We start from the raw sequence: 23,225 nt of genomic DNA, 5'->3' as shown, positions 1-23,225 counted from the left end.
CGCCTGCCCGCTCGCCTCTGATCCTCCGAACGATCCTCTCTTTAACCATGGCCGATGATTTCGACCGTCTTGAAACGCTGCGCGAGAACCCACGCGATGATCTTTCGATGGCGCACCGCATGAAGCGGTTCGTCGAGGCCCTGCAGCTTCGAATTACCCGGGCGCTGGACGACCTCGATCCGGGGACGTCGTTCGACGTGGACCGCTGGTCCCGGGACGAGGGCGGTGGCGGCATCACGGCGGTAATCGAGGGGGGCGACGTGTTCGAGAAAGGAGGCGTAAACACCTCTGCGGTTCACGGCACGCTGCCGGAGCGCATGGCCCGCGAGTTTGACGTCGACGAGGCCCCGTTCTACGCCACGGGCCTGTCTCTGGTGGTGCATCCCCGCTCCCCGCACGTCCCCACCGTCCACGCCAACTTCCGGTATTTTGCCCTGGGCGACGACCTCATGGATCCGGTGGACCAGTGGTTCGGCGGCGGGGCCGACCTCACGCCGTACTACCCTCGCCTCGACGACACCCAGCACTTTCACCAGATCTGGAAGAACGTCTGCGATCGTCACGAGGTGGCCGACTACGCTGCCTTCAAGGCCCAATGCGATGACTACTTTTACCTGGACCACCGAGACGAGGCGCGCGGCGTGGGCGGCATCTTCTACGACTACCTTCGTGAGGACCCGGAGGGCCTGTTTTTCTTCACGCGGGAGGCCGGACGGGCCTTCCTCGAGTCGTACCTTCCGATCGTGAAGCGTCGCAAAGACAAGTCCTACGGGCCGGAGGAAAAGGCGTATCAGCGCATTCGTCGGGGGCGGTACGTCGAGTTCAATCTGGTGTACGACCGAGGCACCAAGTTCGGGCTGGAGTCCGACGGCCGCACGGAGAGCATCCTCATGAGCATGCCGCCCCAGGTCCAGTGGCCCTACGACTACACGCCGGAGCCGAATACGCCCGAGGCGGACGCGCAGTGGTATTTCACAGCCCGAGAGTGGCTGTCTGTCTCCGAGGCCGAGGCGCCGGAGAGCACCACGTGATCCCCCTGCAAAGAGGGGGTTTTAGGGTGAATTTCAACGCGGCGCAGGAACGGCTGAGTGGAGGCTGTCGCTCAAGTCATTGCTCCTCTTGTGTGCTCGAATCCGCTCTTGAGTCCACGCTCGGCCCGCATGACCCCACTCGACATTCTTCGCGCCCACGAGCCCGGTCGGCGGACACGTCCTGAAGATTGTGCGTCCCGAACCCCGCTCCCGATTGATGAGGGCGATCGGGTCGGCGTCGTGCTCTTCAACATGGGCGGGCCGGCGACCCTGGACGACGTCGAGCCGTTCTTGTACCGCCTGTTGATGGACCCGCTCTTCCTTGATGTCCCGGTCGGGGGGCGCATGCGGCACTGGTTGGCCACATCGATTGCGTACGCCCGGGCCGAGTCGCTCTGCGAGCGCTACGAACTGATTGGGGGCGGCTCTCCGGTGCCCCGCCTCGCACACGAGCAGGCCGAGGTGCTCCAGGGCCAATTGCAGGCCCGCTACGGGGAGCCCGCCGGGGTGGAGTTTCGTACGTATCCGGCGATGCGGTACGGGACTCCGTTCCCGGAAGAGGCCGCGGCGGCCATGGCGGCAGACGGGATCGACAAGGTGGTGCTGCTGCCGTCCTATCCGCAGTACTCCACCGCCACGACGGGCTCGGCCCTGGCGTACTGGGAGGCCCTGGGGGAAGCGGGGGAGCGTCCGTCCTGGCCGACGACCGTCGTGCCCGAGTACGCCGCCAATCCGAAGTACGTGCAGGCCGTCTCGGAGCGGATCGACGAGGCCCTGCAGCGCTTTCCGAAGGGGGTGCGCGACGACGTTGCGCTTGTCTTTAGTGCGCACGACACGATTTTCAACGTGCGGGGCCAGCGAAAGACGCCGTACTGTTGTCACGTGCACTCGACGGTGGAGCAGGTGATGCGGCTTCGAGGGCGCGATCGGCTCTTCCGGACGGCCTTTCAGGGGATGATCGGTCCCAACCGCTGGCTGTCGTCCTCGACTCCAGCAGCAATCACCACGCTCGCCAACCAGGGCCGCCGAGCGGTGCTGGTCATTCCCATCACCTTCGTGACCGACCACGTCAACATCCGGTACGACCTGGACGTGAGCGTGCGCGAGACAGCGGAGGCGCACGGCGTCGATCACTTCGAGGTGACGGCCGGTCTGAACACGCATCCGCTGTTCATCGAGGCCCTCGGCGAGGCCGCCCTGGCTCAGTTGGACATGCCCACCGACCTGTCCCAACTCCGCCATGGAGGGGATGGCCACACCGGGGCCTATCCGCTTCGCGCCCTCGGCCAGCTTCCCCGACACCCGATCCGGCATGAGACTGGCGCCTGCCCGTCCTGTGGCCGCCAGCGGGGGGCGCGGCGGTGGACACGGCCGGGCCAATCCCCGCCGCCGGAGCCGTCCACCGATCGTCCCGCCTCGGCTCCCGGCGACCGGTCGGGCCCGACCGCAGAATCGCGGTCGCGAGAAGACTCGTAGGAGGGCCCTTCGCTCCGATGTTCGTCTCCATTATTTTCCTCGTCGTTCATGAGTCGCCCGCCGTCTGATCAATTGCTCCGAACCCTGGCGTCCGTCCCCGTCTCCAGCCCCGTCCTCAATCTGGGCTGTGGCTCGGGACGGCACACCGAAGCCCTCCTGCGTCTTGGCTTTCCGGTCCACGCCTGCGACCCCCGGCCGCACTCGGTCCAAGAAACGCGGGCCGTCGTTCGGGAGCTGGTCGACGCAGAAACTGCGGAAACATGCGTTCAGCACATGTCTCTGCGGGGCCTCGACGACCTGGAAGCGACCTTTGACTGGGTCATTGCCGACCGGACGGAGGCGCTGCTCGACGCGCCGGCCGACCTCGAAGTCCTACTAGAGAAAAGCCGCGATGTGCTGGCGCCCGGCGGGTGGGTGTACCTCACCGTTCCCGCCACGACGGCCTCCGCCGACGAGGCCCCGTCCGACCGCGACGACACTGTAATTCGTTTTGCGCCGGCGGACCTCGACCCCAAGGCCCTGGATATAAAAATGGCTGAGTCTCAGTCGCCCTCGCGCGTCGAGGAATACGGAGAGACTCGGGTCCACGCCCTTTACCGACGCGTGGCCCGGTCGGCGCCGAAATGAGCGCGGCTGAGATGCCGTGTCCTGAGGCCGAATAGGGGCCCGCCCACTCGTCTCTGCTTGATTGACCACGCCACCACTGCCATGGACGTTGCTCCTTCCGACGTTGACTTGCGGAACAGCCGGCGGTTCTACGAGCGGGCCCAGCACTCCATTCCCGGCGGGGTCAACTCGCCCGCCCGCGCCTTCGACAGCGTGGGCGGCACCCCGCTCTTCATCGAGCGGGCCGAGGGGGCATACTTAGAAGACGCCGATGGGAACGAGTACCTCGACTACGTCGGCTCCTGGGGCCCGATGATTTTTGGGCACGCCCACCCCGCCGTGGTGGAGGCCGTGCAGGACCAGGCCGACGCGTCGACCTCGTTTGGGGCGCCCACCGAAATCGAAATCGAGGTGGCCGACCTTGTGTGTGATCTCGTCCCGTCCGTCGAAAAGGTGCGGATGGTCAATTCCGGGACCGAAGCAACAATGAGCGCCGCACGCCTGGCGCGGGGATACACGGGCCGCGACAAGATCATCAAGTTTGAGGGCAACTACCACGGCCACGGCGACTTCTTTCTGATCTCCGCGGGAAGTGGGGCCATGACCCTGGGCAAGCCCGACTCGCCGGGTGTTACGGAGGGCAACGCGAAGGACACGCTCTTGGCCGGATACAATGACCTTGAACATGTTCAGCGGCTTGTGGAGGCGAATCAGGGAGAGGTGGCCTGCATCATCGTGGAGCCGATTGCGGGCAACATGGGGTGCATCCCGCCCCAGCCGGGCTTCCTGGAGGGCCTGCGGGAGCTGTGCGACGCCCACGACATCGTGCTCATCTTCGACGAAGTGATGACGGGCTTTCGGGTCGCGGCGGGCGGCGCCCAAGAACGTTTCGGCGTGACTCCGGACATGACCTGCCTGGGCAAGATCATCGGCGGTGGGCTGCCGGTGGGGGCGTATGGCGGAACGCAAGAGATCATGGACTACGTGGCGCCGACGGGGCCGGTGTATCAGGCCGGCACGCTCAGTGGCAACCCGCTCGCCATGCGGGCGGGGCACGCCATCCTCTCGAAGATTGCCGCGGAAAAGGACCGCCTCTACGACGACCTGGAGGCCTACGCGGAGGCGTTGCAGGAGGGCACCGAGCACAACCTCGACGCCCTGGGGCTCGACTACACGACCCATCAGGTGGGGGCGATGGGCAGTCTCTTCTTCACGGACCAAGAGGTGACGGATCAGGACACGGCCCAGGCCGCGGACACAGACGCCTACGCGGCCTACTTCCACGCCATGCTGGAGGAGGGCATCTATCTTCCTCCGTCTCAGTTTGAGGCGATGTTCTATGGCACCCGCCACGGCAAAGACGAGCTTGAGGCAACCCTTGAGGCGCAGCGCCGGGCCCTGAAACGCGTCCACTCGTAGCAGGCAACCCTGCCAATCCCTTCTGCGCTTTTGAGTCGAACATGGACGACCATACATCTACTGGGGGGCAGCTTTTCGGGGTCGACCGGCGCGTGCTGGCGCTGGCCCTCGCCCGCATGGCGGATGCCGTGGGCAACTCCTTTCTCATTATCGTGCTTCCGCTCTACGTGGCCAGCGACGCGGTGGGCGGACGCATCTTTGGCGTTCCGGCCTCGATGGTGGCGGGCGTGGTCCTCGCGTTATTTGGCATCGCGAGCAGTGTCGCCCAGCCCTTGGCGGGTCGTCTGTCCGATCGAATGGGGCGCCGGAAGGTCTTCGTGATCGGAGGACTCGTGGTCCTGGGGGCCATCAACCTGGCGTTTGCGGCGGCCACGGCCTACTGGCACCTCTTCGTCCTCCGGGTGCTGCAGGGCCTCGCGGCGGCCTTCACCATCACGGCGAGCCTGGCCATCGTGAATGAGTTGAGCGATCCGGGCAGCCGGGGCGGCAACATGGGGGTGTACAATTCCTTCCGCCTCATCGGCTTCGGGGCCGGGCCCCTACTGGCGAGTGTCCTGCTCGAAATGGGGCCGTTCGTGCTCCCGGGCGGGACAGAGGTTACAGGCTTTGAGGCCACGTTTGTTGTGGCTGCCGCGACGGCATTCCTGGGGACCGGCCTCGTGGGCGTGCTTGTGCAAGACCCCGATGAGACGACCCCGACGCAGCGCCGGCTGGCCCTCCGAATCTGGGACCGGGCGAAGGGGGGATGGCACCTCGACACCATTTTTGCGCTGGGGCTTGCGACCCTCGTGATGGCGAGCTGCATGGCGCTGTTGTCCGCCATCGAGCCGGAGGTGAATGCGCGTCTGGGACAGGGCCCGTTCCTGTTTGCCGTTGAGTTTGTCGCTCTCATTGCGGCGCTCGCGGCCCTGCAGCCCGTGGTGGGGCGGGCCAGCGACCGAGTGGGACGCAAGCGCTTCATCCTGCTTGGACTCATCGGGCTCGTCCCGACCACCTTGCTCCAGGGCGTGGTGGGGGCGCCCTGGCAGATGATCGTGGTACGGATGCTGCAGGGGGGCGCCGGCGCGTTGGTGTTTGCCCCGGCGCTGGCCCTGGCGGGCGATCACGCCGAGCAGGGACAGTCGGGTGCGCAACTGGCGGTGCTGACCGTGGCGTTTGGGCTCGGCATTGCCTCTGGTCAACTGATGGCCGGGTTTTTCGTATCGTTTGGGTTCGTCGTGCCCTTTGGGATTGGAAGCCTACTTGCGGCGGGCGCCGCCCTGATGGTCGGGACGCAGGTCGACGAGGCCACGCCGGCCGCGTCCCCGGCGTGACCTTGGGCCGTGGGCGCGCGTGTACCACAAAAAAAGAACCCCGCTCCGAGCCGTGCACGTGCTCAGAGCGGGGTGCGTTCGGGGCCCGGGGAAAACTATTCGTCCTTCTGCTCGAGAAGAAGGTCCTTCAGCTTCTCAAACTCGTCTCGCTCAAAGGAAAGGCTGTACTTTCCGGGGTCCTTGTCCTCGCCCACTTCGGTAAGGGGCTCTATGTCCGACGACTGGACGATCTCAATGAAGTCGTCCGGCTCCATTTCGAAGGCCCCGGCAAAATCCTCGGCCGTGGCGGCGTAGATGCCACCGTACGACTTAATCTCGCCGGTCGAAAAATCTTCGGCGTCCTGCGGCTTAAAACTGACTCCACGCATGAGGGCTGGCTGGGTTGGTGGTCGTCACGGTGAGACGTCTTTTCTTCCCGAGTTAATTGGCGACCGGCCCAAAAGTTTCCCCCCTCGGATGACGGCCCGCTACGAAAGAGTCGGCTTGTCGCACTCCAGAACCGCTTCCCTGGTGTGGGGGGCAATCGCGTCAACCACGGAACCCGTTCTACACCGTCGCTCTGAGCTTGACGCAGAGTCCATTCAACCGGGCAAAGAGGCTGTATCCGTCGGAGGGAGGGGCTTCACACGAGCGAAGAGCTCTGACCGAAGGGCATAGTGCCCTTGGAGGGCGAGGGCCGAAGGCCTGCTCCTGCAGTGCTGCCACTGTACATCAAGCGTGGAGCGGCCAGGGACGTGTGCTCGTGCCTGGAAGGTCGGGCTCGGGCAGCGGCTTCGCGGACAAATCGCTGCTGGGATTGCCGTGGATGTGGGGTTCACATTCTCGTGCGGCCGCTTTACATTACAGGCAGCCAAATCTTTCATATCCCACACGTCGCTGCTATGCTCTCTATTCGCCGTGTTCTCTGGCCGACCGATTTCTCGCAGGGAGCCGACCGAGCATTTCCCCACGCCGCGGCCCTTGCGTCCTGGCACGACGCCGAACTGCACGTTCTCCACGTAACTGAGGACCAAGGGACGGAGGCCTCGGACGTCGACGTTCCGATCTCCGAGTCGACCTTGTCGGGACTCCTGTCGGCGGACGGGGATCCGCCGCCGCACGTCGACCTGGGGGCGCTTCCGCTCGTGCAGGAACAGCGAGAACACGATTCGCCGTCCGAGGCGATTGTGGGGTACACCGAAGAGCACGAGATTGACCTCATTGTGGCAGGAACCCACGGCCGCCGAGGGCTTCAGCGCATGCTCATTGGCAGTGTGGCCGAAGAGGTGCTCCGCACGGCCCCGTGCCCCGTCCTCACCGTGCGAGGCGAACACAACAACACCCCGGCCTGGGCCGTGCGCAACATCCTCGTGCCCGTCGACTTTTCGGATGCCTCCCTGGAAGCGCTCCGGCACGCGAAAGAATTGGCCCTGACGTACGGGGCGCAGATCACACTGCTTCACGCCGTGGAGGAGGTGGTGTATCCGTCCGCCTACGGGGTGGAACCCGCCAATCTGCCCGGGCCTCAGGTGATCGACCGGGTAGAGGAGAGCTTGGCCGAACTTGCCCGTACTGAGATCGGATACGAGCATGTGGTCGTCCAGGCCAACGTCGGCTATGCCCCTTCCACCATCCTCGACTACGCCGAGACCAACGAGGTCGATCTGGTCGTGATTGCCACCCACGGACGGACGGGCCTCGAACGCATGCTGCTGGGCAGCGTGGCGGAGCGCGTGGTGCGCCGCGCCCCGGCGCCCGTCTTCACCGTCAAGTCGTTTGGCAAGTCCCTGCTACCGGACGCCGACGCATCCTAACCGCCCTGTCCCCATGACGCCACGCCACATTCTGGTCCCGACGGACTTTTCGCCCAGTGCCGAAGCCGCGCTGGACCACGCCCTGTCCTGGGCGAATCAGTTCCGGGCCTCCCTGCACCTGCTTCACGTCGTCCATGACGCGAACACCGACCTCTACGGCCTCGGCAACGCAGAAGCACACATCGATCGACTCCGAGAGGAGGCCGAGTCTACGGCCCAGGCCCAGCTCGCGGAATTGGCGCCCGCCGTGTCGGCACAGACGGTCCACACGGCCGTCGTCCCCCACCCCAGAGGCGACGTGGCGGACGCCATTGAGGAGTACGTGGCCCACTCCGCGATCGACCTCGTGGTGATGGGCACCCACGGCCGCCGAGGACTCGAGCGCTACGTGCTGGGCAGTGTGACGAACCGGGTCGTTCGGCGCGGGGTGGCCCCTGTCCTCACCGTCCGGAACCCGGGGGAGGAGGCGGATGCGAAAGGCGAACCGGTGGCCTACGACCGCGTCCTGGCGCCCATCGACTTTTCGGACCACTCGAAGACCGCGCTGCGTCTCTCCAGAGAGGTGACCTCTCAGTACGGAGGAACGCAGCATCTTCTGTTCGTGGCCGAACAGCGCGTGGTGCCTACCTTTAGCGACACAGGGATTCCGGGCGTTGGCGTCGTGGAGATGGATTCTGAGATCGTGGCCAACGCCGAGCAGGCCCTCGAGGAACTAAATGCCTCGGTGGAGGGGCCGGCGGTCTCCACCACCTGCCACGTGGAGGAGGGCGACGTGGCGCAGACCATCGTCGACTTCGCAGAGGCCCGGGCGGCAGACCTCATCGTGATGGCCACACGCGGACTGACCGGCATCGACCGCTTCGTGCTGGGCAGCAACACGGAACGCGTGGTGCGCACGGCCCCGTGCCCGGTCCTGACTGTGCCCACCCCCCCGAACGAAAAGACCGACGACTGAACGACACTCCCATCCCAACGCTGCGACCGATGATTCCCGACGACCTCCTCGACGAATTGACGGCGGCCGTGCAGGCCTGTGACGATGCCCGGTCGGCCCTTCTGAACGCCCTCGACGATGCCGAAACGACCGACGACCCGACGGCCGATCCGTCGGCCCTGGCGCCCGTGGGGCAGGCGTTGGCCGACTGGCGAGACGCGCAGGAGCGATTTATGGCCGCGGTCGAGGCGGGAGACGCGTCCGATCCGGCCACCGCGGCGCTCCTTCTCAAGACGAACCATGGGGTCGATGCCACGAATGCGCGCTGCGGAATCCCGGGGACCGACGTGGAAGGGGCCAACCAGCCCTTTCCCCTCACCCTGACCGGGTCACAGGGAATGCTGGTTACGCAGGCGGCGACCCAGCACCTGGACTAGAGGGCGCTCACCCGTTGAGGGCGTCGCGGAGATGCTGGGCGGCCTCCGCGGCGGCCTCTGCGTAGTCCGGGCCCTGAGAGGCGTAGAGGATGCTGCGGCTGGAGTTGATCAGGACGGGCCCCTCGTCGGTGGCGGCGGCTTCCATGACCGCGGCCGGCCGACCGCCCTGCGCCCCCACGCCGGGGATCAAGAACGGGAGGGAGGGGCACAGGGTGCGGAGCTCGTCCAGGGCCTCCGGGGCCGTCGCCCCGACCACGAGCCCCGCCTCTCCGGATGCGTCTGCGGCCCAGTCCGTCACCTGCCGGGCCACATGCCGGTAGAGGGGGACGCCGTCGCACGTGCAGGCCTCCTGCAGGTCCGCGGCGCCGTCGTTGGAGGTGCGCGTGAGGACGAACGTGCAGGTGCCCTCGTGCTCCAAGAACGGCATCGCGCTGTCGCGGCCCAGGTAGGGCGAAATTGTACAGGCATCAAGCCCAAGTTCTTCGTAAAGGGAGGCGGCGTAGAAGCGGGCCGAGTGGCCGATGTCGCCCCGCTTGGCGTCGCCCAGAACCACGCAGTCGTCGGGAATCGTCGCCAGCACCTGGTCGAGAACGGTCAGGCCCGCGGGGCCCAGGGCCTCGAAGAACGCAAAGTTGGGCTTGAAGGCACAGGCGTACGGGGCGGTCGCCTCCACGATCGTCGTGCAGAAGGCCCGGACGGCGTCCGTGCGGAGGCGGCCGTCCCGGAGTGGAGCGGGCAGCCGGGCGGGAACGGGGTCGAGGCCCACACAGACCGCCGTGTTCTTCTGGGCCTGGACGCGGCGGAGGCGGGGGGAGAACGGGGTCGACACGGCACGGTCGGACTGGTCGGAAGAGTACGCCGTGCAAACGTAGCGGTTTGACCCGGCGCACGCAACTTTCGCCACCCCGCTTGGGGGAGCAGTCCCGCAGCGTTGCGATGACGATCGCCCGAAAAGGCCCCAAGAATTCTGCTTGCAGGAAGCCCACGAAAGGAACCGAACGCACGGGGACGATTACCATTTTTGGCCTTTGATGGAAGCCCTTTCACTAGCGGGCGATGCCATCCACGACGAGCGAGGAAAGATCGCCGTGGAGGTTTGTTTGAAAATCACGCATTGTAGGCCGACGCTCCTCCCCGTCCTTCTTACGAATCAATCCGACCAGCCATGGCCGACCAAGGACTTAGCGACATGAAAGGGGTGTCCGAAGAGGATCAGAAAATGATCCAGGACATCGAGACGATGATGGGCCCCGAGCCCGAAGACATGGGGTTCATCAAAAACGCCTTCTGGGGCCGTCTTCGGGAGGACCTCCTGTTTCCTTATCCCCAAGAGGGGGACGACGAGCGTGAGCGGTGTGATGCCCTGCTGGACGAGCTCGAAGAGTATCTAGAGAACGAACACCCGCGGGTCGAGATCGACCAGGAGCAGTACATTCCCGAATGGGTGATTGACCGCCTGTTCGACATGGGGGTGATGGGGATGATTATTCCGGAGGAGTACGGGGGACTGGGCCTCGGCGTCACGAGCTACAATCGGGTGCTGGAGATGATCGGGCGCTACTGCGCCTCCACGGCCGTGATGGTGTCGGCCCACCAGTCGATCGGGTGCAAGGCCATCGTGATGTTTGGGACGGAGGAGCAAAAAGAGGAGTACCTGCCGCTCGTCGCCCGGGAGGAGCTCAGTGCCTTCTGCCTGTCGGAGCCGAACGTCGGGTCCGACGCCGCGGCCCAAGAGTCCTTCTCCGTGAAGACGGAGGACGGCGACTACATTCTGAATGGCGAGAAGAAATGGTCTACCTCGGGGGCGATGAGTGGGCTGTGCACCGTTATGTGCAAAAACATGGTGCCCAGCCCCGAGACCGGTGAGCTGGAGCAGCAGGGCGTCAATGCGCTCATCGTGACGCCGGACATGGAGGGCGTCGAGGTCTTTGAGAAGAACCGGGCGAAGACCGGCATTCGGGGCACGTGGCAGGCGCGGTTCCGCTTCAACGACGTGCGGGTGCCGAAGGAGAATGTGCTCCATGAGGAAGGGAAGGGGTTGAAGGTTGCCCTCTCATGCCTCAACTACGGTCGCTGCACGCTCAGCGCGGGCGTCACTGGGGCCGCGAAGGCGGCAAAAGATCAAGGCATCAAGTGGGCCCAGACGCGCTACCAGTTCGACCGGCCCCTGGCGGATTTTGAGCTCGTGCAGCAAAAGATCGCCCGCATGTCGGCGGTCACCTACGCGATGGACGCCATGCTCTACATGATGACAGGGCTCCTCGACCGGGGCGAGACCGACATCATGGTCGAAACGGCCATCACCAAGGTCTTCTGTTCCGAGTTTGGCTGGAAGGTGATCGACGAGGCAATGCAGATCATGGGTGGGGAGGGCTACATGACCGAGCACGAGCTCGAACGATCGTGGCGGGACAATCGCATCCACAGCATCGTGGAGGGCTCCAACGAGGTCATGCAGTCCTTCATCTTCGCGTACGGCGGAAAGCAGCTCGCCGAGAAGATGGTGTCCATCCAGGAGGCCCTACTGTGGGACTCGGACGAGTCGGTTGGCGACAACCTCTCGCGCATTCTTACGGCGGCCACCACCCCGGCGGTCTTGAAGAAGGCCCTGCCGATGGGGGCCCAGCTGTTCCTTGGGCTGAAGCCACGGGCCCCGGAGCTGAAGGGCGTACATCCGGCTCTCCAGGACCAGGCCGATACACTTGCGCGCCTGATTCAGAAGCATTCTCACTACTTCAAGCTCGTGAGCAAGTGGGAGCGCGAGGACGTCGTGAAGCACCAGGCCCAGCAGGCCCGTGTGGCGAACAATGCCATTTATCTGTTTGCGCTCGCGTCCTCGCTGTCGAAAATGGACGATCAACTCCGCTCTGGCGAGTTTGGGCCGGACTTTGAGCGGGATCGTGCCGCGTTCGAGTACCTCTTCGAGTGGTTTGATCGCAAGATCCACCGCAACTTCGGGGAAATGCGCGACAACGCGGACGACAGCATGCGAGACGCCGCGGAGGCGGCCCGTGCCCACAACGACACACTGCCCAACGACGCGTTCTACATCCACGAGGGCAGCCCGCTGGGGCGAGACGCCGGCAAGGAATTGCCCGCGGAGCACATCCCGCAGTTTGACGGTGAAGGGGAGGACCCCCGGAAGGTCGACCGTGAGCCGGGAGACACGTACGATCTCGACGTGGACGAAGTGGTCGACGACGCAACCGAGCCGGTGGACCGGGGCGATGGGGCTCCCGAAGAGCCGACCCCGGCGTCCAGTTCGGAAGACAGCTGATGGCCACCTACGTTCGGCCCTCGGCCTTCCTCAGACGGTCGTCAATGGCGCAGTGTCGGGAGTCCCGGCACTGCGCTTTTGCGTTGGCCCAGAACGCTCAAATGGCTCCCCGTCTTGCTCAGAACCGCCAAGCTGCGGAAGGGCAGCCCGCGCGTAAGGAACCGCACAGCGAGGCCGCCCGAGAGGCCTTGGGTTTCTCGGCCCCTCAGCGCGACAGGGACGAATCGTGTCGGCGCCTTGTGCATTGACAGTGCACCGACGCAGATTCTCCTTGACGCCCTTCCTCGACCCCGACCACATGCAGTCGCTCTATCTCCTTTATCTCGATCGTCACCATCTCGGGGACGAACTTTTCCTCAAGTCGTTGGCCCAGCACTTTTCGAACGCAGGCCCGGAGGCGCCCCCCTGCGTGCTGGTCCATGGGAGCGGTGAAAAGGTGGAGCGCACCCTGGAGGCACAGGGCTATTTCCCCGAGCGGACCGACGGGGTGCTCGACGTGGAGACGGAGGACCAGCGGCGGCTCGTGGAGCGGGCTGTGCGGGAGGTGAATCAAGAGATCGTGGCGGCGCTGACCGACGAGGTGGTCTCCACCGTGGGCATTCAGGGCGTGGACCGGGGGCTGTTCCAGGGTGGGGGCGATGCGCCGCTCCGGGCCGAAAATGTGGGGTGGCTGTCGGCTCTCCTCAAGCAGCACGTTCTGCCGGTCGTGTCTGCGCTCGTAGAGACCCCGGATGCGGACGTGCGCGAGGTGGGAACGGAAGAAGCCCTTGGGGCCCTGGCCGAGGCGCTGGGCGACTCGTTCGAGCCGGTGGCCTGTGTCCTTACGACGGCCGACGCGGCCGGACTGCCCGACGAGGGGGAAGGGGTTCGGGCAGAGGTTGACATTGGAGGGGTGGATGAAGAGCCCGTCCCGGAGCCGGCGGCTGTTCGTCGCCTGGCAGCGGCCGACGTTCCGGTCCTGATTACGAACCTGCAGGGCCTGCTACGTGGGGCCTCGCCGACGGGGACGCGGGTTCGCTCGTAGCAGCCCGCACCGAGAGAGCGCCCACCACTTGAACCTTTTGACAAATCAGGTCCGGAGGGAATTGGGACCGCGTGTCCACCAGGATCCGGCTTGACAGCGGCTGAGGGGGCCATTATGTTCTCCGTGCACAATCGCCGCTTATACTCAAATCTGTTGAGGTTATCGCATGAGTACTTTTGAAGAACGATACAGTCAGTTGTCCGATACGCTTGAGGGTGTGGAGGAGGATCTGATGAAGTTCTACGAGAAGGGCAACAAGGCCGCTGGCACGCGTGCCCGGAAGAGCCTTATGAAGCTGAAGAAGTTGTCCCACGAAATCCGTCAGGAAATCCAAGACATTAAGAACAACGAGCTGTAACGCTCGATCGGCCAACGGCCGCACGACCCTAGCACGAGTGCAGAAAGTGCTCCGGTGGGGCACGTTGGTTGCTGTCTCGGCGTTCCACGTCGCGGAAGAGCCCTTGCTACAACCGGCAAGGGCTCTTTGCGTTGAGACGTAGACACTGCACCTCTTCCGGCTGGCCGCGGCGGAATCTCCCTCTCGCTTTTTACTTCTGTCTTTCGACGCAATGCTCCCTCGAATCCTTGCTGGCACACTCGCGGCCCTTTGTCTCGTTGGAACTGGGCCTTGCGTGTTCGCTCAATCGTCCCTTCCGACGCTTCCGAATCCGCAGGAGAGCCCGACGTCCGACACCGCCGACACGGAGTGGGACTCAGAGCTGACCGGGAAAATTTCCGTGTCGCAGGCTGCGTACCGAAACTGGCAGGAAGGAGGGGTCAATTCGCTGTCGTTTTCCACCTCACTGGACGGGGCCACCGAGCGGGAGGGGGACCGCTGGGCCCAGGCCTACACCGCACGGTTTGCCCTCGGGTACATCAACCAGGAAGACCAAGAAGTCCGAAAGGCGGAAGACCGAATTCGCCTGCAGGCCAACCTACAGTACCAGGGGGACGGTTTCTTTAACACATTCAGTCCCACCCTGGCCGGAGACCTTCGGACGCAGTTTGCGCCTGGGTTCGCGTACTCCGAAAATCCGTATCAGGATCAAGCGGATGTGGAGCCCACCAATCCACGACTCGACGAGGACCCCCCCGTACGCACCTCCTCGTTTTTTGCACCGGGGACCGTCACGGAGTCGATCGGCCTCACTTATGATCCGCTCGATCAGCTCTCGCTCCGCCTGGGTGTCGCCGCAAAGCAGACCGTCGTGACCGAGTCGGACTTTCGGGTCCTGTACGGGCTGGATCCGGACAATCTAGTGCGCGCAGAAGCGGGAGGGCAGTTTTCTGCGAACCTGGATCAGAGTCTTTCCGAGAGCATCCGGTATCGGTCTCAGCTCGACGTATTCTTCGCCGTGAATCAACTCGACAATCCCCCCGATGCCGTCTGGGATAACGTCATCAATCTCCAGGTGAACGACTGGATTACCACGGATTTGGAGTTCGTGGCGCTCTTTGACGAGGACACCTCAAGCGAAATTCAGATCAGGGAGGCCATATCGGTCGGGGTGTCCTTCACGCTCTTGTAGGGTCCGTATGCGGCCGCTTCGGTCGGCGTCTTGCCCATGCGTCGCGTCCTCTTCGCATATCTTGCCCTGGGGCTGCTTCTGGCTCCGATGCCGCTCCTGAATGTGCTCCAGGCCGAGTCCGCGGCGGTGGTGGCCCTGGCGGCCTACTTCATCAGCGGAGGCGCGGCGGTCCGGGCGTTCGGGACGACGTCGAGGTCCGTATGGTGGGTGATGGCCCGTCAGGAAGCAGCGCTCCTCGTCCCGCTCGGAGTGCTCCTTCTCGCGCAGCTCTGGGCGCCGAGCTGTCCCCTCGGGCAGGGACTTCTTTTCTACGCCCTGTTTCCGAGCGTCACGGTCGTCTTTGCGGTGGCGCTGGCGTATCTGCTGCAGGGACTGCCGGTGGCGCGCCCGGGATGGATCTTGTGCGGCCTCGGGCTGCTCCTTGCCGTGGGCGGTCCCTTGTATGACCTGGGCCTGCATCCTCAGTTCTACACCTACAATCACGTCTTCGGAGGCGTCCTGGGGCCGATCTACGACGAGCAACTCGCCGTGCGTCCCGGCCTCTTCGCCTTCCGGGGCCTGACGCTGCTCTGGGCCCTGCTTGCTCTGTTGGTTGGGCATCGGCTGCGAGGGCGCGGGCCTCGCTGGGCCCCCCCGGCGTGCGCCCTCGTTCTCGGAACGGGGTACGTGTTTGCCGGGCCGCTCGGCATCAACACCACGGCGGCCTCCCTGCAAGATCACCTGGGCGGCCACACGCGGACAACTCACTTCGACCTCTACTACGACTCGACACAGGTCAATGCGGCCGCCGCCGCGGACCTTGCGGCCGCCCACGAGGCGAAGTACGACTGGGTGCGACGGCAGCTGAATCTTGAGCCAGACGCGAAGGGCCCCCGAATCCAGAGCTACATCTACCCGACTCCAGACGTGAAGGGCCGTCTCACTGGAGCCCGGACAACGAGCGTGAGCCCTGTCTGGCTGGACGCGCCACAGGTGCACCTGCTTCGGGATCGGGTGTCGCAGAGCCTCGGCCATGAACTGGCGCATGTCGTGAGCCGCCCCTACGGACTGCCGGGGCTGCGGGCGTCTTGGGCGCCGGGCCTCGTCGAAGGGTGGGCGGTGGCCCTGGAGCCGCCCTCGCCGGGGCCGTCCCCGGACGATCTCGTTCGCACCGCGGCCCAGTCCGACACGACGACCACGCTCACCACCGAGGCGGAGGCCGTGGCGCAGCGGCTGACGCCCTGGGGCTTCTGGACGGGGCGGGGCGCCGTCTCGTACGCCACCATGGGGTCGTTCGTCCGGTACCTGCTCGATCGGCACGGCCCGGCCCAGCTCAAGCGCGTCTATGCCTGGGGCGACTTTGAGGCTGTGTACGGACAGTCGCTGAGCACCCTCGCGGCGGGGTGGGCGTCCCACCTCCGTCGGGCCCCTGCTGTGTCGCGGGGGGCTCACGACGTGGTCGCCCGACGGTTTACGCGTCCGTCCTTGTTTGAGACCGCGTGTCCCCACCACGTCCCTCCGGCGCGGCGGCACTATCAGACAGCACAGCGGGCCGCTCAGCGCCGCGACACCACCGAGATGGTGCGTTTCTTGAGAAAGGCCCTCCGCGCACAGCCGCACTACGCGGCGGCCCACGAGGCACTGGCTCGGCATCGGCTCGCCCAGCGACGGCCAAACGCCGTCTGGCGTCAGGTTGATACGCTGTCGAGAACGGCCCGGACGGTCCCGCTCCAAGTGGCGCAGGCCGACGCGGCCGTGTTGCGAGGAGAGCCGGACACGGCGCGGGCGCTCTACGCCGGGGCCCGGGCCCAGACGCCAGGCCATGCACACGACCTACAGGCCCGCCTTGCCCTTCGCGACGCGATTGCGGCCCGTCCCTCGATCATTCGGGTCCTCACGAGCGGAGCCGCGCCGGCTACGCAGGCCCGGCGCCTCGCGGGAATGAGTCCTCGGGGCAGGCGTGTGCGGGCCTGGGAAGCCGTGCGGTGGATGGACGCGAGCCAGTATCACAGGGCCCTGGCCCTGTGGAGACGGCTTGAAGGGCCGGTCCGCATCGACCGGCCGCGGGGATGGCACCGGGCATGGGAGCTGCAGCACGCGGCGTGGGGAACCAAGGCGGCCCTCCGTGAGAACTCGGGGGCCGTGGCGCGACGATGGGCCACACGGGCCGAACGCCGGGCCCGAGTGCTCGGCGACGATGAACGCGCTTCGCTCTTTGAGTGGTGGAAGAGACGGGCGCTCGACGCGGGAGTAGAGCCTCAGGCCGCTCAGCGTCGTTCTCCCTCCGCGAATCACGTATCCCGGCTGTTGGTTGAGGCACACGCTCGCTTTGACGGGTCCTCTCAATGTGAAACGGACCCTGTATCTATCCCCAACGGCCCACGTGGCTGGTAGCATGCGCGTCGTTTCTCGCCGGGCGCTCAGGCTGGGCTTGTGCCTGTGTGTCGTGGCCCTCGGCTTGGCGCTCGGGTGCAAGTCGACGGAGGAGACAGAACAGGCCGAAGACTCATCCTCAGCCTCAAAAACGGTGCAGCCGGAGTTGGCGTCGCCGTCTTCCACGGTCCGCACCATTCAACTGTACCAGGGCGACGACGAGCAGAGCCTGCCTGTGACCTCGCTGAGCGGGGGCAGCGGGTTGACCCTGGAGTTTGACCTGCTGGAGGAGCAAGGGCGTCCGCTCTCGGTCTACTTCCAACACGCCGACCGGACCTGGCGCCGAGACCTTTCCCCGGGACAAACCCTGGAATCGTTCCAGGACGATCGCCTCGTGGACTATCGTTCCTCGCGGGGGACGGACGTGTCGTACGTGCACTACCGGTACCGCTTCCCGAACGACGACATTCGCTTTCGCGTCAGCGGCAACTACATCCTTCGCGTGACCGAGCGGGGGCGCCGGGACTCGGTCCTTTTTGAGCAGCCATTTTTCGTGACGGAGGAGGACGGCGGCCTCCAGCTGGGCGCCGAGGGGTTCCCGGTGCCGGGACAGCAGCAGCCCTCCCTTCGTCCCCGTGCCCGCTTCACGCCGCCGTCCCCGATTCAGGGGGACCCCTTCGGCCACGCCGTGTGCTTCGTTCGGAACGGGCGCCTTGCGGACACCCGGTGTGCAGACCGTCCGTTGTTAATGCGCCAGCCGGAATTGGAGTTTGAACTGGAACGGGAGCGCGCCTACGACCCGGCCACGGCTGAGTACGGCCTCGACCTCAGTACCCTCCGGCCCACCGCGCAGGTTGCCCGAGTGAAGCGCACCCCGCCGCCCATCCGGGTCTTTCTGGATCCGGACTACGCCCGCTTTACGGAGGCGTCCAGGGGACCCCGCCTGAACGGGCAGACGGTCGTCCGGGGGGCACTGTCGGCCCGGGCCGACCCGGCCCTCACCGCCGAGTACGTAGAGACGACGTTTGCCTTCGTGCCGTCCGGAGAAACCCCCTACGAACGCCCCCCCGTGTTGGCGGGCAGCTTCAGCGGCATGAATCCGCGCTGGGGCACCCGCATGGACTGGAACGTGGACCGGAGGCGGTATGAGGGAAGCGTCCTCCTCAAGCAGGGACGGCACCAGTATTTCTACTCGACGTCGGCCTCGGGCCTCGAGGAAGGGGAGCGCCGATCGAAGGTGCGTCGGCGTAACACCTACACGGCGTTCATTTATTACCGGGATTCCCAGTACAATACCGACCGGCTACTCCGAGTGGAAGACTTTCGGCCTTAGAGGAGTGCCTGAGGCATCGCGTGGACGTCGGCCGGCGGTGCACTGGTCCGTTTCTCGGCGGGTCCCATGCCTGCGCTTGGTTCCCAAAGAATTGGTCCGCAAAAGAAAACGCCCCATCCCGACCGGGATGGGGCGCATGTCCCAATATGGAATGGAGGGTAGGGCTTACCCGATGACGACCACGTCTTGGGCGTTGGGGCCCTTGTCCGTATGCCCGACCGAGAATTCGACCCGATCGTCTTCCTCAAGGCTTTTGAAGCCTTCCGTGTCAATCTCGCTGTAGTGGACGAACAAATCCTCATCCCGCTCCTCAGCGACGATAAACCCGTAGCCCTTTTCGTTGTCGAACCACTTGACGGTTCCCGTTTCGCGCTCTGCCATGGTGCTGCTAAAAGGTCAGTCGAAAGAACGTATGCTGCGCGGCAAGGCATCTGCACTATCTTGCACAGACCATGATCTGGAGCGGTGCAAGATGTTGATGAGCTGCCACATGCCATCTATTATATAATCTTCAAAACTCGAAGTCAATTTTTTCGCGCCTGTGGGCGTGGGCCGATCTGTCCGGAGGCCCAATCCGTTCTGAAAAAAATCGTACCGTCTGACTGACCCATACGTCTTAGGATGTCGTTTTCCCTCACGAGCCTCGTCGATGCCGCCCCGACCCTCCGCACTCACGCCGCGGTTCGTTCTCCCATTGAGGCAGCCTGTGCGCAACACCCGGATGTTGCGAGCTTCCACGAGCTGGGTCCAAGTGAAGAGGGGACCATGCTCTACGGGGCAGTAATGGGGACCGGCCCGACTACGGTGAGCCTCATCGCCGGCAACCACGCGGACGAGCCTGTGGGCCCGGAGACCCTCCGGGCCTTTCTCATCAATGGACTGGCACGGCGGGGCGAAATGGACGCCTTGCTCCAGCGTTTTCAGTTTGTGATCGTGCCGCACACAAATCCGGACGGGGAGGCGCGCAACCGGGCGTGGATGGAGGCGTGGCCGGACCTGGAAGCATATTTGCAGGAAGTTGTGCGGGAAAAGCCCGGGGACGACATGGAGTATGGGTTTCCTGACATGCGCCCCGAGAACACGCACGTCTCGGCCTTTTTGCGGGAGCATGGGCCGTTTGACCTGCACGCCAGCCTACACGGCATGTCGGCGGGGGAAGGAGCGATGCTGCTCATCAACCGGCCCTGGACCTTCCGTACGCAGTTGCTTCGGGACGACTTTGTGGCGGCGGCCGCGGCGAAAGGCCTGCCCCTGCACGATCACAACCGAAAGGGAGAGAAAGGATTCTTCTGGATCGAGCCGGGCTTCCAAACGACGCCTCGCGGCGACGCCATGCGGACGTACTTTCGGGCCCAGGGCGATTCTGCGATGGCCGAGCGGTTTCACGACAGCTCGATGGAGTTTGTCGCGTCGCTGGGGGGCGATCCCCTCTCGCTCGTGACGGAGCTTCCCCTGTTTCTGATGCGCGGCGCAGGGGACGACGGACACCGTCCGACCCAGTACCTCGACCTCCGGAAGCGCCTGCCAGACGTGAAGGCGCGGCTCGAGCGGGGCGAAGATGTGGAGGCACTGCTTGCGCCGTTCGACCTTCGGCCCGTCCCACTCGATGCGGCGATGCACCTTCAATTTCGGGCCCTAGAGCTGGGGCTCCGGGCCGTCGCGCCGGGGGCTGCTTCATAATTGTCTTTTCAGAACGGATCCGGAACGCGAATGTCTGCACTCATCTACGGCGCCTACGGCTACACGGGAACGCTCATCGCCCGGGCGGCGGCCGAGCAGGGACTCCAGCCCGTGTTGGCGGGCCGCGACGCCGATCGGCTCTCGGACCTGGGAAGCACCCTAGAGCTGCCTACTCGGAGGGCCTCCCTCTCGGAGCCGGAGGAGCTTCGGGCGGCCCTGGACGATGCCTCCGTGGTGCTTCACTGCGCGGGTCCCTTCGTCCATACGGCGGCGCCGATGGTGGCGGCCTGCCTGGAAACGGGCACCCACTACCTGGACCTGACCGGAGAGGTGGATGTATTTCGGAGGCTGGCCGATCGTGATGCGGACGCCGAGGCCGCGGGCTGCATGCTGCTTCCCGGAATTGGGTTCGACGTGGTGCCGAGCGACTGCCTCGCGCAATTTGTGGCGCAGAAGACCCCCGACGCCAACACCCTTGAGGTGGCGCTGTACGCCGACGGCACGGTTTCTCGCGGCACCCTCAAAACGCTCATCGAGCAGATGGGCCGCGGCGGGGTGGTGCGCCGTGAGGGGCGGCTTCACGACGTGCCCCCCGGATGGACCAGCCGGAATGTCGACTTTGGGGACCGCCGCCGGGGCGTCATCTCTATTCCCGAGGGCAGTGTCGTGACGAGCGGGGTGTCGACCGAAGTGCCCAACGTCACCGCCTACATCGCCGTGCCGCTCCTCGTCCAGTCGCTGCTTCGGTCCAGCCGACACGTGCGAGGGCTCTTGGCGTGGCCGCCCCTGAAGCGACTCCTGAAACGGCTCGTGGAGCAGCGCCCCGCCGGTCCGACCGCCGAGGAACGTCGTCAGGGCCGCACCGTGGTGTGGGCGTCGGCACGAGGCCCGGGCGGGCGCTCCACCACCGCCCGACTCCATGGGCCGGAGGCGTACACCTTTACGGCACGGGCCGCGGTGGAAGCGCTCCAGCGGGTCCTGAATGAAACGGTCCCGTCCGGGTACCAGACGCCGGCCACCGCCTTCGGGGCCGACTTTGCGCTCGCCGTAGACGGAACGTCGCGACACATCGTTGAGGGGCCGCCGGGGGCGTAAGAGCCCGGGGCACCCGCCCGGCAGCACCCGCTCTTCGTCACCAGCACATCGACGGCTGTGTCCACTTCGCCATCCGCCCCCGAATCGAGTGAGCCGAGCCTGAACTGGACGGCCATTGCGGCCCTCTACGTCGGGGTCGCCTTTGGGATTGGCGCTATGCTGCTTGCCGGGCAATACCGCAATGCTGCGTGGCTCGCACTGCTTGGGTGTGCCGGCGGTTGTACGGCGTACGGCCGTGTGTTGAGGCGGCGGGGCCAAGGGCGGATTGCGAAGCGATGGAAGTGGGCGAGCGGCGTCCTCTACGCTGCCTTTTTCGTCTGGACGGGGACGGTTTTCCTACGGACCCTCCTCGGCTGAACCAGCGTATTGACCTGCGTGGCTCCCGGAGAAATGACCAGAGTTTAGAGGTGGGCGAACTCTTTGGGAAGCCAAAACAAATTCGCAGAATGGGGCGTTTGTCAACCCAGCAAAACAGCAATCAATCTCGGCGCACTTTCCAACAAATACCACGACGGCCTATGGCTTTTGAGCTTCCCGACCTGCCGTACGATTACGACGCGCTGGAGCCGCACATTGACGCGCAAACGATGCGGATCCACCACGACAAGCACCATGCCGGGTACACCCGGAAACTGAACAACGCCCTGGAAGGATACGACGACCTTCAGGAGCGCTCGATTGAAGAGCTTCTCGCCGGTCTCGACACGCTCCCGACGGACGTGCAGACGCCGGTTCGCCAGAACGGGGGCGGCTTCTACAACCACCGCCTCTTCTGGGACATCATGTCGCCGGACGGCGGCGGCACGCCTAGCGGAGACCTCGCCGACGCCATTCACGACGCCTTTGGGTCTTACGAGGACTTCAAGGACGCCTTCGCCGACGCTGCGACCGGGCAGTTTGGCAGCGGATGGGGATGGCTCGTGGCGCAGCCCAACGGCGAGCTTTCCGTGACCAGCACACCCAACCAAGACAACCCGCTGTTGGACGGACATACGCCCATTCTTGGGGTTGACGTGTGGGAGCACGCCTATTACCTCAACTACCAGAATGAACGTGGCACGTACGTTGACGAGTGGTGGGACGTCGTCGACTGGAGCACCGTCGGGGACAACTACGATGAGGTTGTGACGGCGTAGTGCTGTCTGTCTCCATCGGGCCCTCAAGCGCCCGACCCAAATTGTCCAAAGGGGTGGTCGTTCATCCGGCCACCCCTTTCGTCGTTGGGGGCATTGTTGCCCGAGCGGCGCGTCTACGCGTTCCGGAGGGCCTGAATGAGGGCCCGGCAGAAGGCGGGAATGTCTTTCACGACGCGGCCCCACACGAGGTGATCGTCCTGAAAGGCGGCCTCGTCCACCCACTCTGCGCCCGCATTCACGAGGTCGTCCTTGATGCCTGTACTTCCAGTGGCCCGGCGGCCGTCCACGATGCCCGCGGAGATGCCGACGAGGCCGGCGTGACAAATCTGCGCGACGATCTTCTCCTGCGCATCCAGGGTGCGTACGAGTGCGGTCACGCCCTCGTCGCGGCGAAGCTTGTCGGGGGCCCAGCCGCCCGGGACGACGACGCCGTCCAGGCGGTCGGGGTCCAGCGTGCCGGCGGCCACGTCCGTCGTGGCGGACAGGCCGTGTTTGCCGGTAAAAGTCGTGTCGGCCTCGCGACCGGCAACGACGACGTCGGCCCCCTCTTCGCGGAGCCGCATCGTGGGGACCCAGAATTCGAGGTCCTCGAATGAACGATCGACGAGAACGGCGACGCGGTGGTTGGTCAAATCCATGGCGTATGGTCTGATGGGCGAATTTTAGATTCGGAGTACTCCGTTATTGCAAAGTAAACCCCTAATCGTTGGGCACGCAAGCCGCAGGAAGGTGGGAGCCGGGCCTCAAGGACAGGACAAGCCTTCCCGCCTCGTACCCCGTGGTGTCTACT

The 23,225-nt window shown here is 65.1% G+C and carries 22 protein-coding genes; 18 read left to right on the top strand and 4 right to left on the bottom strand.

Annotated features, from left to right (window positions below):
• Positions 1–47 precede the first annotated feature (47 nt).
• The 5 genes from hemF (at position 48) to V5A20_RS01075 (ending at position 5,845) form a co-directional block, all read left to right on the top strand.
• Positions 48–1,031: an oxygen-dependent coproporphyrinogen oxidase gene (gene hemF, locus V5A20_RS01095; protein ID WP_332315023.1), complete on the top strand. Its 984-nt coding sequence runs from the start codon at positions 48–50 to the stop codon at positions 1,029–1,031.
• 129 nt (positions 1,032–1,160) lie between these two features.
• Complete coding sequence (hemH, locus tag V5A20_RS01090; protein ID WP_332315024.1) at positions 1,161–2,507, top strand: ferrochelatase; 1,347 nt, start codon at positions 1,161–1,163, stop codon at positions 2,505–2,507.
• Between the two features lie 48 nt (positions 2,508–2,555).
• Positions 2,556–3,134 (top strand): class I SAM-dependent methyltransferase, encoded by a 579-nt coding sequence (locus V5A20_RS01085; RefSeq protein WP_332315025.1) that lies wholly within the window; start codon positions 2,556–2,558, stop codon positions 3,132–3,134.
• Positions 3,135–3,215: 81 nt separating this feature from the next.
• Positions 3,216–4,532 (top strand): glutamate-1-semialdehyde 2,1-aminomutase, encoded by a 1,317-nt coding sequence (gene hemL, locus V5A20_RS01080; RefSeq protein WP_332315026.1) that lies wholly within the window; start codon positions 3,216–3,218, stop codon positions 4,530–4,532.
• 41 nt (positions 4,533–4,573) lie between these two features.
• On the top strand, positions 4,574–5,845 hold the full coding sequence (locus tag V5A20_RS01075; protein ID WP_332315027.1) for an MFS transporter: 1,272 nt from the start codon (positions 4,574–4,576) through the stop codon (positions 5,843–5,845).
• A 95-nt stretch (positions 5,846–5,940) separates the two neighbouring features.
• Here the strand turns inward: V5A20_RS01075 and V5A20_RS01070 are convergent, their stop codons facing one another.
• Positions 5,941–6,213 carry a DUF6522 family protein gene (locus tag V5A20_RS01070; protein WP_332315028.1) on the bottom strand — a complete coding sequence of 91 codons (273 nt, stop codon included), beginning with the start codon at positions 6,211–6,213 and terminating at the stop codon, positions 5,941–5,943.
• 513 nt (positions 6,214–6,726) lie between these two features.
• Between V5A20_RS01070 and V5A20_RS01065 the strand changes: the two genes are divergently transcribed.
• From V5A20_RS01065 to V5A20_RS01055, 3 genes are read left to right on the top strand one after another with little or no spacing between them, the layout of a single operon-like run.
• The gene (locus tag V5A20_RS01065) at positions 6,727–7,638 is read left to right on the top strand and encodes a universal stress protein (RefSeq protein WP_332326557.1); all 912 of its coding nucleotides are present in this window, start codon (positions 6,727–6,729) and stop codon (positions 7,636–7,638) included.
• 13 nt (positions 7,639–7,651) lie between these two features.
• On the top strand, positions 7,652–8,593 hold the full coding sequence (locus V5A20_RS01060) for a universal stress protein (protein ID WP_332315030.1): 942 nt from the start codon (positions 7,652–7,654) through the stop codon (positions 8,591–8,593).
• Between the two features lie 29 nt (positions 8,594–8,622).
• On the top strand, positions 8,623–9,009 hold the full coding sequence (locus tag V5A20_RS01055) for a hypothetical protein (RefSeq protein WP_332326556.1): 387 nt from the start codon (positions 8,623–8,625) through the stop codon (positions 9,007–9,009).
• Between the two features lie 7 nt (positions 9,010–9,016).
• On the opposite strand, the gene pyrF is transcribed toward V5A20_RS01055, so the two are convergent.
• Positions 9,017–9,838, bottom strand: coding sequence for an orotidine-5'-phosphate decarboxylase (pyrF, locus tag V5A20_RS01050; RefSeq protein WP_332326555.1), 822 nt, complete (start codon positions 9,836–9,838; stop codon positions 9,017–9,019).
• Positions 9,839–10,174: 336 nt separating this feature from the next.
• On the opposite strand from pyrF, the gene V5A20_RS01045 reads away from it, so the two are divergent.
• From V5A20_RS01045 to V5A20_RS01020, 6 genes are all read left to right on the top strand, one after another.
• Complete coding sequence (locus V5A20_RS01045) at positions 10,175–12,286, top strand: acyl-CoA dehydrogenase family protein (protein ID WP_332315033.1); 2,112 nt, start codon at positions 10,175–10,177, stop codon at positions 12,284–12,286.
• A gap of 271 nt (positions 12,287–12,557) precedes the next feature.
• Complete coding sequence (locus tag V5A20_RS01040) at positions 12,558–13,310, top strand: amino acid kinase family protein (protein ID WP_332315034.1); 753 nt, start codon at positions 12,558–12,560, stop codon at positions 13,308–13,310.
• 166 nt (positions 13,311–13,476) lie between these two features.
• Entirely contained in the window at positions 13,477–13,668 is a 192-nt protein-coding gene (locus V5A20_RS01035) for a histone H1 (RefSeq protein WP_332315035.1), read from the top strand.
• A gap of 274 nt (positions 13,669–13,942) precedes the next feature.
• On the top strand, positions 13,943–14,839 hold the full coding sequence (locus V5A20_RS01030; protein ID WP_332315036.1) for a DUF3078 domain-containing protein: 897 nt from the start codon (positions 13,943–13,945) through the stop codon (positions 14,837–14,839).
• Between the two features lie 36 nt (positions 14,840–14,875).
• Positions 14,876–17,212 (top strand): hypothetical protein, encoded by a 2,337-nt coding sequence (locus V5A20_RS01025; RefSeq protein ID WP_332326554.1) that lies wholly within the window; start codon positions 14,876–14,878, stop codon positions 17,210–17,212.
• Between the two features lies 1 nt (position 17,213).
• A complete protein-coding gene (locus V5A20_RS01020; RefSeq protein WP_332315038.1) occupies positions 17,214–18,524 on the top strand; it encodes a type IX secretion system plug protein in 1,311 nt (436 codons plus the stop codon).
• A gap of 165 nt (positions 18,525–18,689) precedes the next feature.
• On the opposite strand, the gene V5A20_RS01015 is transcribed toward V5A20_RS01020, so the two are convergent.
• Positions 18,690–18,905 (bottom strand): cold-shock protein, encoded by a 216-nt coding sequence (locus tag V5A20_RS01015; RefSeq protein WP_332315039.1) that lies wholly within the window; start codon positions 18,903–18,905, stop codon positions 18,690–18,692.
• Between the two features lie 240 nt (positions 18,906–19,145).
• Between V5A20_RS01015 and V5A20_RS01010 the strand changes: the two genes are divergently transcribed.
• The 4 genes from V5A20_RS01010 (at position 19,146) to V5A20_RS00995 (ending at position 22,435) form a co-directional block, all read left to right on the top strand.
• On the top strand, positions 19,146–20,204 hold the full coding sequence (locus V5A20_RS01010; RefSeq protein ID WP_332326553.1) for a M14 family zinc carboxypeptidase: 1,059 nt from the start codon (positions 19,146–19,148) through the stop codon (positions 20,202–20,204).
• 30 nt (positions 20,205–20,234) lie between these two features.
• A complete protein-coding gene (locus V5A20_RS01005; protein ID WP_332315041.1) occupies positions 20,235–21,299 on the top strand; it encodes a saccharopine dehydrogenase family protein in 1,065 nt (354 codons plus the stop codon).
• Positions 21,300–21,356: 57 nt separating this feature from the next.
• Positions 21,357–21,656, top strand: a complete 300-nt coding sequence (locus tag V5A20_RS01000; protein ID WP_332315042.1) for a hypothetical protein — start codon at positions 21,357–21,359, stop codon at positions 21,654–21,656.
• 161 nt (positions 21,657–21,817) lie between these two features.
• Positions 21,818–22,435 (top strand): superoxide dismutase, encoded by a 618-nt coding sequence (locus V5A20_RS00995; protein ID WP_332315043.1) that lies wholly within the window; start codon positions 21,818–21,820, stop codon positions 22,433–22,435.
• 113 nt (positions 22,436–22,548) lie between these two features.
• On the opposite strand, the gene V5A20_RS00990 is transcribed toward V5A20_RS00995, so the two are convergent.
• Complete coding sequence (locus V5A20_RS00990) at positions 22,549–23,073, bottom strand: type 1 glutamine amidotransferase domain-containing protein (RefSeq protein WP_332315044.1); 525 nt, start codon at positions 23,071–23,073, stop codon at positions 22,549–22,551.
• Between the last annotated feature and the right edge of the window lie 152 nt (positions 23,074–23,225).

Origin of the sequence: Salinibacter sp., from assembly GCF_036626415.1 — a bacterium.
Taxonomy (GTDB): domain Bacteria; phylum Bacteroidota; class Rhodothermia; order Rhodothermales; family Salinibacteraceae; genus Salinibacter.
This window is presented reverse-complemented; position numbering and strand designations above follow the sequence as displayed.

Excerpts from the sequence above, each read along its gene's own strand:
- V5A20_RS01025 (WP_332326554.1), top strand. The coding sequence starts at position 14,876 with ATGCGTCGCGTCCTCTTCGCATATCTTGCCCTGGGGCTGCTTCTGGCT.
- V5A20_RS01015 (WP_332315039.1), bottom strand. The coding sequence starts at position 18,905 with ATGGCAGAGCGCGAAACGGGAACCGTCAAGTGGTTCGACAACGAAAAG.
- V5A20_RS01075 (WP_332315027.1), top strand. The coding sequence starts at position 4,574 with ATGGACGACCATACATCTACTGGGGGGCAGCTTTTCGGGGTCGACCGG.
- V5A20_RS01085 (WP_332315025.1), top strand. The coding sequence starts at position 2,556 with ATGAGTCGCCCGCCGTCTGATCAATTGCTCCGAACCCTGGCGTCCGTC.
- hemL (WP_332315026.1), top strand. The coding sequence starts at position 3,216 with ATGGACGTTGCTCCTTCCGACGTTGACTTGCGGAACAGCCGGCGGTTC.
- V5A20_RS00995 (WP_332315043.1), top strand. The coding sequence starts at position 21,818 with ATGGCTTTTGAGCTTCCCGACCTGCCGTACGATTACGACGCGCTGGAG.
- V5A20_RS01010 (WP_332326553.1), top strand. The coding sequence starts at position 19,146 with ATGTCGTTTTCCCTCACGAGCCTCGTCGATGCCGCCCCGACCCTCCGC.
- V5A20_RS01005 (WP_332315041.1), top strand. The coding sequence starts at position 20,235 with ATGTCTGCACTCATCTACGGCGCCTACGGCTACACGGGAACGCTCATC.
- V5A20_RS00990 (WP_332315044.1), bottom strand. The coding sequence starts at position 23,073 with ATGGATTTGACCAACCACCGCGTCGCCGTTCTCGTCGATCGTTCATTC.
- V5A20_RS01070 (WP_332315028.1), bottom strand. The coding sequence starts at position 6,213 with ATGCGTGGAGTCAGTTTTAAGCCGCAGGACGCCGAAGATTTTTCGACC.
- V5A20_RS01035 (WP_332315035.1), top strand. The coding sequence starts at position 13,477 with ATGAGTACTTTTGAAGAACGATACAGTCAGTTGTCCGATACGCTTGAG.
- V5A20_RS01045 (WP_332315033.1), top strand. The coding sequence starts at position 10,175 with ATGGCCGACCAAGGACTTAGCGACATGAAAGGGGTGTCCGAAGAGGAT.
- V5A20_RS01020 (WP_332315038.1), top strand. The coding sequence starts at position 17,214 with ATGCGCGTCGTTTCTCGCCGGGCGCTCAGGCTGGGCTTGTGCCTGTGT.
- V5A20_RS01055 (WP_332326556.1), top strand. The coding sequence starts at position 8,623 with ATGATTCCCGACGACCTCCTCGACGAATTGACGGCGGCCGTGCAGGCC.
- V5A20_RS01060 (WP_332315030.1), top strand. The coding sequence starts at position 7,652 with ATGACGCCACGCCACATTCTGGTCCCGACGGACTTTTCGCCCAGTGCC.
- V5A20_RS01065 (WP_332326557.1), top strand. The coding sequence starts at position 6,727 with ATGCTCTCTATTCGCCGTGTTCTCTGGCCGACCGATTTCTCGCAGGGA.
- hemH (WP_332315024.1), top strand. The coding sequence starts at position 1,161 with ATGACCCCACTCGACATTCTTCGCGCCCACGAGCCCGGTCGGCGGACA.
- hemF (WP_332315023.1), top strand. The coding sequence starts at position 48 with ATGGCCGATGATTTCGACCGTCTTGAAACGCTGCGCGAGAACCCACGC.